The sequence below is a fragment of the Desulfosporosinus sp. Tol-M2 genome, assembly GCF_059735615.1.
This window is the reverse complement of sequence record NZ_JCAIJG010000151.1, coordinates 1-11,443: the sequence shown is the minus strand read 5'-3', so window position 1 is coordinate 11,443 and position 11,443 is coordinate 1. Positions and strand designations below refer to the sequence as shown.

Below are 11,443 nucleotides of genomic sequence, written 5' to 3'. Positions count from 1 at the left end.
CGTTAAACCCAATAAAAAGCTTAACGTGCTGCTTGCTTTTGTGGTGGGCTTGATGGCTGCGGTTGGCCTGGCCTTCTTGCTGGAATTTCTGGATAACACAATAAAGACCTCAAGTGATGTTGAGGAGCTTTTGGGGATTCCTGTATTGGGCGTTATTCCCAACTATCAAACAGGAAAACAAGGGTAAGAGGAGTAGATTCTATTGGCATATTCGCTAGTCACCTTTGAGCAGACGAAATCTCCCATCGCGGAGGCTTACCGGACCCTGAGGACGAATGTCCAGTTTACATGCGTGGATTCAGATACCAGGAAAATTATGATCACAAGCCCCGGACCCCGGGAAGGAAAAACAACAACAGTGGCCAACCTGGCGGTCAGTATGGCCCAAGCTGGGAAAACCGTCTTGATCATAGACGCAGATTTGCGCAATCCTACCCAGCATAAGCTTTTTGGCCTGGATAATGCTCAGGGGTTATCGGTAGCCCTGGTTCAAGATAAGGACTACCGGCAATATATTCGGGAAACAGCTGTGCCTTGTGTAAGGGTTCTCACAGGAGGTCCCATCCCTCCCAATCCTGCGGAGCTTATCGGGTCTAAACGGATGAAGCGTTTGCTCCAGGAAGTAAGCGAGCAATATGACATGGTCCTCATCGATACCCCTCCCATTGTTGCGGTGACAGATGCCGCGATTCTCGCCCAGGAAGTCGATGGAGTCATCCTGGTCTTGGCCTCTGGTGAAGTGAACAAAGATTTTGCGCAAAGAGCGAAAGAACTGCTCGATAAAGTAGGCGCTAAGATCCTTGGGGCGGTACTCAATAAAGTGGACGCGAAAACCAGCGAATATTACTATTATTACTACTATCATGGGTCTGACAATACGAAGAAGAAGCACAAGCGCCGTAAAGACCGCTCGGCACCATCGGAAGGATGATCAGATGATTGATATCCATAGCCACATCCTCCCCGGGCTGGACGACGGGTCAAAAAACATGGCAGAAACGCTGGGAATAGTGCGTCAGTTGCACGAGGCGGGATTTAAGACGCTTATCGCCACCCCGCACGTCCTGGAAGGAAGGGATTTCTTAAGTCCTGCGGAAATTCTGGCTGCAACGGAACAAGTGCGCCAAGCGGTTACCGAGGCTGGTATTCCGGTTGATATTCTACCCGGCGCTGAGAACTATATCTTCCCGGACCTAATAAAGTGGGTGCGTGCCGGAAAACTACTGACCCTGGGGAATACAGGAAAGTATATCCTTATCGAGTTTCCGATGCTGGAGATACCTCTCTATACGGATCAGGTTTTTTTTGAGCTCCAGGTCCAGGGGATAACACCGGTTCTTGCCCATCCCGAACGATATAGAGACTTAACCGAACAGCCGGAGCGTATCCTTGCCTGGGCCAGGAAGGGGATTCTCCTGCAACTGGATTTAAGAAGTTTAAGTGGGCATTATGGTCCCCAAGCAAGACAGTTAGCTGAAATCATGCTTAGTAGTGATCTAATTCACGTAATAGGCTCAGATGTTCATCACGCTTCCAGCAGTGAGTCAACCTATCTGGAAGGACTCCAGAGCGTCAGGAAAATCGCGGGTGAGACGCGATACCAGGAATTGACGAGGCTTAATCCGCAAACGGTCCTTGAAGGGAATCCTCTGCGGGGCGATAGGGAGTATTTCCTCAAGGGGTCAAGTATTAAGAAAAGGCGAAGCCGATTTTGGAATTTGTTTAGGCGATAAAAAAAAAGATTATTTTCTTTTTTTTGTTTATAGAGGATTTTTTAATTTAGTATCGAATACTCTTAGAATATTGGTAATTTTGTCCTAGGACTAAGTAAAATTGTCCTGGGACTATGGGCCTATTAGCTTATCGTCTTTCCACTATTTAGCAACAATACGCTATGACCATTCCTAAGGCATGGCTATGAAGAAGGGAGTAGCGTGAAAACGTTGCTGGTAATGGGCGGAGGGGTCCTTTGGGGGCAAAAAGAGCATAGTAAACAAGCCCTAACGGAAGCGGAGCGAAGAATGGTTAAGCAGGTAGCGTGATATGCTCGGGACTTACGACGCCTTGGGCAATCAAGAGTTTGGCAGCTTGCCTCAAAGCTTTCTCCTTTTGCTTATTGCAAAGCTCCTGCGGCATATCGACCTGAAATAGGTCGCAAGGGTTGAAGAGCTCACCGGTTTGGAGCATGTGGTAAGCGGCTGTAAGCATCATTCTGGCAATGGCAATAACGGCTCGTTTCTTGCCTCGGCGCTTGGCGATCCGCTCATATTTGATGCGGTAGTAAACAGAAGCGTTCGATTTTACAGCGGCATGGGCTGCTTGCACGAGAGCGGGCTTGAGGTAAACACCTGCCCTGGTAATGCGAACCGACTTCTTTTTGCCGGCGGACTGGTTGTTGCCGGGCGTTAGCCCCGCCCAGCAGCATAAGCGTTTCGAGGATGAGAACTGAGACATATCAGTACCGATCTCAGAGACGATCGTAATGGCAGAAGACCGGTCAACGCCGGGAATGGTACACAGCAAGGCAATGGCGCTTTCGAAGGGTTCAACCATACCGGTGATTGTTTGATCGAGGTCGGCAATGAGTTGTTCCACGAAATTCAGGTGTTTGCGGACGAATCGGATGCGGGCTTTTTGTTCCGGGGTCATTTGAAAACCCTCAATGGATTCGATGACCTGGCTGGCTTTCTTCTTCAAGGAGCGTTGCAGCAGGGTAATACAATGCCTTGGGTCGAAGGAATCCGAGTTTACAAGGTAATCCGTGATGGACGAGGCAGATTTGCCAAACATGTCGGAAACGACAGCATCAAGGGCGACATTGCAAACGGTGAAAGCGTTCTGAAAGCGGTTTTTTTCGCTGGATTTGCAGGAAACGAGCTTGAAGCGGTATCGTGTGTACTCCCGCAAAATGCGGATGTTCTTGGACGGGATAAAGCTGCCAGGGACCAGACCGAGGCGAAAGAGGTCGCCGATCCACTTGGAATCCTTGACATCATCCTTGTTGCCCTTAACAGCAGCCACCCACTTGGGATTGGCGACGGTAACACGGATGCTGTCCTCCAGCAAATTGTAAATGGGAACATAGTACTTCCCTGTACTCTCCATGCAAACGTCAAAGCAGTTGTTATCCAACAGCCACTGCTTGAACGAGAGAATGGAATTGTTGAAGGTAGAAAAGCGTTTCTTCTTGTAACTCGGAATGATACCCTGAGTTGTGATGATCGTAGCGACGAGAAATGTCTTGTGTACATCGACGCCACAACAGATGGGATAAACAATTTTCAAATTTCTCCCTCCTCGTAATGAAATCGTGAGGTAGAAGACAGTGACTGGATCGCCGCACATTTAACACTGAGCTAAAACAATGATTAGCGTGCGGCCTCATGGCACCACTTATTTGTGCTTGAAAGGCGATCCTTACACTGGTTTATATACTGATTTAAGCCAAGAGGCAGTCTGCAACTCACCTCACCGTGCTTTGTAGTGTGCCTTTCCCTCAGAAATATTGTATCGTGGGGATGTCCGCTACGGTACCCCTTTTTCATTACTATTTGTGCCGCCAGCGAAGCGGCGGAATGGAGGTTTATATGAAAAGATTTATTGATATTTTTTTTGGCCTTATACTACTCAGTATTTTAAGTCCTTTGTTACTCATAATTAGCCTAATTATAAAAGTTGATTCAAAAGGTCCAGCGTTATTTAGCCAAAGAAGAATCGGAAGAAATAACAAAGAGTTTGTTCTATATAAATTTCGAACCATGCGAACTGAGGCTCCCAATGTGGCGACCCATTTACTGAAGGATCCTCAAAGCTATATAACTTCATTCGGGAAGTTCTTAAGAAAGAGTAGTTTAGATGAGTTGCCTCAATTGTTAAATATAATAAAAGGTGATATGACGTTTATTGGACCACGTCCTGCCTTATATAATCAGTATGATTTGAAAAAGTTAAGAACTAGGTGTGGGGTACACAAGTTAAGACCCGGCGTTTCGGGGTGGGCCCAGGTAAACGGGAGAGATTGTCTGGAAATAAGTGAAAAAGTTAGTTATGATTTATATTACTTAGAACATCAGAGTTTAGGCTTTGATATAAAAATACTATTTTTTACGTTTCTAAAGGTTCTTCGGGCAGAAGGGGTTCGAGAAGGGATCCGAAATCCAAATAATATTGAGAAAAGAGAAAGTGCAATGTGAAGCTAAGTTATCCGCCGCTACATTGGAAGTTAGTGGAGATTTTTGGGGTGATTGAAGTAATGACGGGACTATTATCAATGCTGATGCTAGGAAGGACGGCATGTTATTGTTAATATGGCTTCGTGATTGACGGTTGAATCCCTGAGAGAATATTTTCTTGGAGGAAACAAGAGGCTGCGGCCACTAAGGAATATAAAAAGCATGAAAGGTTGATGAGATGTTATTAGTCACAGGAATTACAGGACATTCAGGCAAGTACTTCATGCAAGAGTTGATTAATCATAAATATGAGGATACAATCCGCTGTATTGTTAGGAACTCTTCTGACACATCACTACTGGATGATAGCGGATTGAAGATAGAGAAATTCGTTGGAGATTTGATAGACCAAGAGTTTATGGACAGCTGCATGAAAGATGTAGATACAGTAATACATATAGGTACCATTTTTTACTCGATCCAAGTAATGAAAGCTGCCGTAAAACATAATCTTAAGAGAGCAATTCTTGTACATACCACCGGCATTTATTCAAAGTATAAGAGTGCTTCGGAAGAATACAAGAACATCGAATCAGAAGTAAGAAAAATCATTAAGGATAATGCTTGTTTAATTGGCTTAACAATCCTGCGGCCTACCATGATTTATGGGAATATCAACGATAAAAATATGGTGGTTTTTATTAAGATAGTGGACAAGCTGAGACTACTCCCAGTGATTGACCAGGGGAAGAGTCTGCTTCAACCAGTTAATGGTCGTGACCTTGGTAAGGCTTATTATCAAGTATTGGCTAAGCCAGAATTAATGAATGGGGATTATATCTTATCAGGCGAAAAGCCTATCACGATGCTTGATATGTTTAAACTGATAAGTAATAACTTGGGAAGGAAAACAGTCTTTGTCAGTGTACCTTTGGGATTTGGTGTGTTCTTGGCTGGAATACTTAAGGCGGTTACATTAGGCAAAGTTGATTATATAGAGAAAGTGCAAAGGATGGGTGAAGACAGAAGTTATCCCCATAAAGATGCAGCTAGAGATTTTGGGTACGACCCTATGCCTTTTGTAGAAGGGCTTAAAATAGAAGTTGAGCAGTATGTAGAGAAGTTTAAATGATGATGTGGGAGCCTACAGTGAAATGAAGATCTTAGTTGTTTGTCAATACTACTATCCTGAACAATTTAAAATAAACGATATATGCGAACAACTGATACTAGATGGACATGTGGTAACAGTATTGACAGGCTTACCAAATTATCCAACGGGAAATATTCCCAATGAATACCAATGGGGGCGCAAGCGAAAGGAAACAATTAACGGAGTCAAGGTACTACGATGTTTTGAGATAGGCAGAAAAAACGGAGTTGTTGGTATGGCGTTAAATTATGCGAGCTATATGTTATCCGCTGCTATTAAAGCTTTATTCTTAAACATAGACTTTGACATTATCTTTGTTTACCAACTCTCACCGGTTTTTATGGCATTACCTGCGGTTGTATTGAAAAAGCGATTTAATAAGCCGTTGTACTTATATTGTTGCGATATATGGCCAGAATCCCTGAAAAACTATATACCAGATGAGAAGAGTCTTATTTTTAGGATAATAAGTAAATTTAGTAGTTATTTGTATTCGAAATGTGATGCTATTACGGTTACTTCCGAGCCATTTATTAAATATTTTAATCAAGCACATTCTATTCCGATCGAAAGGATTACATATAATCCCCAACATGCAGAGGATATTTATTTGGAAATGGACTTCTCATCAGAAGATGATGTAATAGACTTTGTTTTCATGGGAAATATAGGGATTGCGCAAGATATAGATTGCATCTTGGATGCTGCTGAAAAGATAAAATACCTACCCAAATTTAAGGTGCATTTTGTCGGGGATGGTTCTTATTTGGATACAAGTAAGGACTTGGTTAAAAAGAAAGGACTGGAGGACATTGTTCTTTTCCATGGCCGATATCCACTTGATAACATGCCGGATTTCTATAAGTTGGCTGATGCTTGTCTGCTCACGCTTAAAGATGATAGCCTTGTTGGATTGACAATGCCTTTAAAACTACAGGGGTATATGGCTGCTGGTAAGGCTGTTATTGGAGCGATTAATGGTGCAGCACGAGACGTGATAATCGAATCAAAGTGCGGTGTTTGTGTCAATGCGGGTGACTCATATGCGTTAGCAGAGGCTATGAAAGAGTTTGTTCTAAAACCTAATATGAATAAAGAATACGGTGAAAATGGTAGGAGCTATTTCAAGTCGCATTTTACAAAAGAAATGTATATTAAAAAGCTTGAAAAAATATTAATTGAGATGGTGGAGGGCTAAGATATTGTTCAAAGGGAAGACCTTACTAAACACAGGTGGTACAGCAAGTTTCGGTGGCGCTGTACTTGACCGCTTTTAAATACCGAAATTAGTGAAATTAGAATATTCTCAAGAGTCGAGAGAAAACAGGATGATATACGTCGTATTTACCAGAATAACAAGATTTTAATATTACGTTGGAGATGTTCGCGATTTGGACAGTTTAAAGAATGCAATGCATGGGGTTGATTACTTGTTTCATGCAGCAGCATTGAAGCAAGTGCCAAGCTGTGAATCTTTTCCTCTTGAGGCAGTAAAGACTAACGTACTTGGTACAGAGAATGTCCTGACTGCATCGATAGCGTATGGTGTGAAGAAATGCATCTGCTTATCAACAGATAAGTCAACTTATCTTATTAATGCTATGGGTATCTCTAAAGCAATGATGGGAAGATTGTCATAGCTAAATCAAGAAATAAATGGAGAAACCGATATGCATACAATAATGTGGGCTAACGAAATTTTTGATGATGAAAAACCTGATACATACTTTGAGGAGGTATAGCGACATGAGAAAAATCAAACTAATGACAATAGTGGGAACACGTCCTGAAATTATTAAACTGTCTGAAATTATCAAAAAATGCGATAAATACTTTGACCACATTCTTGTCCATACAGGACAGAACTACGACTACACACTTAACGAGGTTTTCTTTGAAGAATTAGGACTTAGAGCGCCCGATTTTTATTTAGGAGTTGTAGGAGAAAACCTTGGACAGACCATGGGAAATGTAATTGCAAAATCGTATAAGTTAATGTTTGAACAACAGCCGGATGCTGTCTTGGTACTGGGCGATACAAATTCCTGTCTTTCTGTGATTCCAGCTAAGCGTTTGAAGGTACCTATTTTCCATCTTGAAGCCGGCAATCGATGCTTTGACGAAAACCCGCCTGAGGAGATCAATCGTCGAATTATTGATCATACCAGTGACGTCAACCTTTGCTATACGGAGCACGCCCGTCGATATCTGTTTGCAGAAGGCATCAAAAAGGAACAGACCTTTGTGGTAGGCTCTACAATTGCTGAGGTTTTGAGAGCGAATATGGATAAGATAATGAGCAGCAAGGTGTTGGAGGCGTTGGGTTTAGAGAAGAATAAGTACATTCTGCTTTCCGCTCATCGAGAAGAGAATATTGATATAGAGAAGAACTTCTTCGAACTCATGAATGCTGTTAATGCGATGGCAGAGAATTATAATATGCCGGTGATATACAGTACGCATCCTCGCAGTGCAAAGTTCATCGAGAAGCGCGGGTTTAAGTTCCACTCCAATGTACGCAACTTGAAGTCCTTTGGCTTTGCTGATTACAACTATCTTCAGTTGAATGCTTACTGTGTTGTTTCCGATAGTGGTACTGTTCCGGAGGAAGGCTCTTTTTTTAAATTCCCAGCAGTTTCGGTTAGAACTAGCACGGAACGGCCTGAGTCTATGGAGAAGGGTAACTTCATTATTGGTAGCATCACCACTGAGCAAGTATTACAGGCTATTGACCTTGCAGTAAGCATGCATAGAAACGGCGACTTGGGTATTACGACTCCAGATTATGCCGATGAAAATGTAAGCGTTAAAGTGGTTAAAATCATTCAGAGTTATGTTGGTATCGTAAATCGGATGGTGTGGAGAAAGTAGTGAATATAATAGTTTTTGATGTTCCGGCTGAGACTGGTGGAGCCCTAGCTATTCTGAAGCAATATTATGAAGAAGCAATGAATGATTTGAATAATGATTGGTGTTTTGTTATTAGCACACCAGAATTGGTGGAATTGGAAAACGTAAGAGTGTTGAATTTTCCATGGGTAAAGAAGAGCTGGTTTCATAGGCTGTATTTTGATAGATTTGTGGCCCATAAAATTGTTGAGCAGTACAAAGCAGATGAAGTCGTGTCCTTGCAAAATGTGATCGTGGAAAGGGTAAGGTGCAAGCAGACTCTATACTTACATCAGTCCTTACCGTTTGCTGAAAAGAGATATCGGATATTAGAAAACTTTAAGTTCTGGGTTTACCAGAACCTAATAAGTAGGATGATATTTAAGTCAATAAGAAAAGCAGACACTGTTATAGTTCAGACTGAATGGATGAAAGATGCCTGTGTGCAGAAAGTAGGGGTTTCTCTAGACAAATTTGAGGTAATACAACCAAATGTGAATATAGAAGTAAAGAAGAGTTATAAACAGGAAAATGAAAATAATATACTTTTTTTCTACCCGTCTAATGCATTTGTTTATAAAAACCACAAGGTTATTGTTGAAGCTGCTCGGCTATTAAAACAGCAGGGGATAGATAACTATAATATAGTGTTTACCCTTAAAGGCGATGAAAATGGCAATATAAAGAAAATATATGATGTGGTGAAAGCGAATAATCTACCGATTAGGTTCATTGGTCAGATAAGTTTAGAAGAAGTTTATGAGTATTACTGCAAATCTATACTTATATTTCCTTCATATATAGAGACCTTTGGATTACCGTTACTTGAGGCGAAGATACATGGAGCACCAATATTAGCATCAGATTGTGCGTTTGCTCATGAGATATTGAAGAACTATGATAAAGTTCAGTTTTTCAATGCAGTTAATAGTGAAGAGCTTAGTGAAGAGATGAGTAAAACAATAAAGGGAGGACTAGAGTAAGTATATGTACTGTAAGGATGGATATAGTTGAAAAAAATTGTTTTTATTTTAGAAGATTATCATCCTAATTATTCAGCGGTTGGAGTATGTATCAAGAATGTAGTTGAAGAACTAGTTCGATTTCGCGATTATACAATAACAATTATAACCTTAAAAAGCGATAACACCCAACGGAATACGCATCTGAATGAAGCGTTAATACGATATGTCAACACAAATGATAACTATTTGAGAAATAGAATATCTGAAAAACTTAAAACAGCACGTGGGTTGAGAAAGTATATTCTGCAAACGGAAAAAATATCGGTTAGAGGATATGGGTATATATGTGCATTCTTAGGTAAAAGTAATATAAAAAAACAAGATGTTAGAGCTTTTTTGCGTGAGTTAAATAAGATAGATGATAAAATTGATGTTATTATCCCTACATGTCTTCCGTTTGAAAGTGTTTTAGCTGCACTTGAATTTAAGAAAAAGAGTTCTTATGAAGTAAAAGTAATTCCGTTCTTATTTGATAAATTTAGTGAGAATAGGACATTACACAGGACAGAAAATAATCGAATGAAAAAATTCAAAATGCATCTTTCACTAGAAAAACAGATGTTAGAGGAGTGCGATAAGGTACTTTTTGTTGATTCATGGGCTGAGCATCTTCAAGCAAATTTTTTTTCATGTGTCGATAAGTTTTGCCAAGTTGAACATCCCTTGTTAAAAAGAATTGTTTCTACTGAAACAGTACTGTATGATAATGGCAGAATTAATGTTGTATATACAGGGGCTTTATATAAAAAGATACGGTCTCCATTACATGCTTTAAAACTGTTTTCGAGGCTAATTGAAGTAGATAAACGAATACTTTTACATTTTTATATTAATGGTGACTGTAATTCGATAGTTAATAGTTATTGCGAAAAGTATCCGGAAAATATTATTAATCATGGAAGTGTACCTACAAGTTTTGCGAAGGCAGCAATTATGAATGCCGATCTACTTCTATCGATAGGAAATACAGATATAACTCAGTTGCCCAGTAAGATATTTGAGTATATTTCTACTGGAAAGCCAGTAGCGCATTTTTACTTCAATCAAGACGATCAAATTATATCCATACTTAGTGATTACGATAATTCTTGTTGCATAAAAATTGATGAGAGTCTACTGCTGCAAGGTGAATTAAATTTACAAGAACTGCTCAGAAATGTTAACAAGAATATTGATTTTGCAGAGGTTCAAAATATTTTTTATAAAGCAACACCAAGATTTACTGCAAACAAAATCGTGGATTTGATCTAATATTTTATGAGGAGAAAAATGAAAGTACTTCAAGTAAATATACTATATAATCAAGGAAGCACAGGAAAAATCGGGAACTCGACATCCCTCGTTTAATGATGGTGGATCGAATCCGTCTTTATGGGACTGACACTGCGTAATCTCCTAACAAGAGGCACGCAGTTAGGATTCGTCCATGGCGATACAACCAGCAAATTGATGTACGGGGATTATGAAGACAATGGCACTCCGGACAAATTGAATAATTTTGGATACACCGGAATGGATAACGATAATTAAGGGAAAAATGAGTCATTCATAATTCCTCTTTTCTTGTGCAAGAGTGCTCAAAATGGGTTAAATGTATAGACAAAAAGAATTTCAATTAAGAGGACATGCGATAATGGATTATTTACCAACCGTTTCAAGTATTAAGGTTAATAAAATATCATCTATTAGAACAAGGTTGAGTATTTTAGTTCTTATACAGATGGGACTTGCGCTGATTGTTATTGCTTGGATGAATAATGGTATTTTTACCTACGCCATGCCCTATGTACCTAACTATATTCGATGGGGCTTATTTGTGGTATGGTTTGGTTTGGCTTTATCTAGCAACAAAAAATTTGCCGCAACATTTGTCGTTCAGTGCGGGCCCCTATTATTCTTTTTAGTTTATATCTTATTATTATTTTTCTTTACGAAAGATCTGGATATTTTATTAGAATATATCAAAAGTATTTCATATCTGATTATGGTTAGCTCCATTTTTCTATATTATGCTGGTGGGCAATACCGAAGATATCAGAAGGTCTTGGTTATATTCATATTTTTCGATTGTATTTTTCTAGCAATAAATACGTATATACAATTACAAATGAATCCACTGCTAGCAAGATTTTTAGCCACTGGGATTGAAGCTAGGGAAAGACTGTTGGGGACGACGCTATATTATGGAGTAGGCAGTTATGGAT

Annotated in this window: 10 protein-coding genes and 2 pseudogenes; 11 read left to right on the top strand and 1 reads right to left on the bottom strand. The window is 40.1% G+C overall.

The genetic code is table 11. The features are described 5' to 3' along the window. From AC6I5A_RS11605 to AC6I5A_RS11595, 3 genes and pseudogenes are all read left to right on the top strand, one after another. Window positions 1-187 (top strand): annotated as a pseudogene (locus tag AC6I5A_RS11605) (YveK family protein); the annotation flags it as partial. A gap of 15 nt (window positions 188-202) precedes the next feature. Further along, window positions 203-931: a CpsD/CapB family tyrosine-protein kinase gene (locus AC6I5A_RS11600; protein ID WP_034616014.1), complete on the top strand. Its 729-nt coding sequence runs from the start codon at window positions 203-205 to the stop codon at window positions 929-931. A 4-nt stretch (window positions 932-935) separates the two neighbouring features. After that, window positions 936-1,733, top strand: coding sequence for a tyrosine-protein phosphatase (locus tag AC6I5A_RS11595; RefSeq protein ID WP_034616011.1), 798 nt, complete (start codon window positions 936-938; stop codon window positions 1,731-1,733). 292 nt (window positions 1,734-2,025) lie between these two features. Here the strand turns inward: AC6I5A_RS11595 and AC6I5A_RS11590 are convergent, their stop codons facing one another. Then, complete coding sequence (locus AC6I5A_RS11590; protein ID WP_034616007.1) at window positions 2,026-3,285, bottom strand: IS110 family RNA-guided transposase; 1,260 nt, start codon at window positions 3,283-3,285, stop codon at window positions 2,026-2,028. A gap of 302 nt (window positions 3,286-3,587) precedes the next feature. Here AC6I5A_RS11590 and AC6I5A_RS11585 point away from each other — a divergent pair, with 302 nt between their 5' ends. The 8 genes and pseudogenes from AC6I5A_RS11585 to AC6I5A_RS11550 all read left to right on the top strand — a co-directional run. Then, entirely contained in the window at window positions 3,588-4,193 is a 606-nt protein-coding gene (locus tag AC6I5A_RS11585) for a sugar transferase (protein ID WP_034616003.1), read from the top strand. 217 nt (window positions 4,194-4,410) lie between these two features. Then, window positions 4,411-5,304, top strand: coding sequence for an SDR family oxidoreductase (locus AC6I5A_RS11580; protein ID WP_497900701.1), 894 nt, complete (start codon window positions 4,411-4,413; stop codon window positions 5,302-5,304). Between the two features lie 22 nt (window positions 5,305-5,326). Continuing rightward, entirely contained in the window at window positions 5,327-6,523 is a 1,197-nt protein-coding gene (locus AC6I5A_RS11575; protein WP_034616001.1) for a glycosyltransferase family 4 protein, read from the top strand. A 4-nt stretch (window positions 6,524-6,527) separates the two neighbouring features. Further along, window positions 6,528-6,976: pseudogene (locus tag AC6I5A_RS11570) on the top strand (polysaccharide biosynthesis protein); the annotation flags it as partial. Between the two features lie 95 nt (window positions 6,977-7,071). After that, window positions 7,072-8,196, top strand: coding sequence for a non-hydrolyzing UDP-N-acetylglucosamine 2-epimerase (gene wecB, locus AC6I5A_RS11565; protein WP_034615999.1), 1,125 nt, complete (start codon window positions 7,072-7,074; stop codon window positions 8,194-8,196). Continuing rightward, window positions 8,196-9,197 (top strand): glycosyltransferase, encoded by a 1,002-nt coding sequence (locus AC6I5A_RS11560; protein ID WP_034615997.1) that lies wholly within the window; start codon window positions 8,196-8,198, stop codon window positions 9,195-9,197. The genes wecB and AC6I5A_RS11560 overlap by 1 nt, the downstream gene beginning before the upstream one ends. Window positions 9,198-9,224: 27 nt before the next feature. After that, on the top strand, window positions 9,225-10,490 hold the full coding sequence (locus AC6I5A_RS11555; RefSeq protein ID WP_034615996.1) for a glycosyltransferase family protein: 1,266 nt from the start codon (window positions 9,225-9,227) through the stop codon (window positions 10,488-10,490). A gap of 382 nt (window positions 10,491-10,872) precedes the next feature. After that, window positions 10,873-11,443 (top strand): hypothetical protein (locus AC6I5A_RS11550; RefSeq protein ID WP_034615995.1); only part of this gene is annotated, 571 nt, incomplete at its 3' end.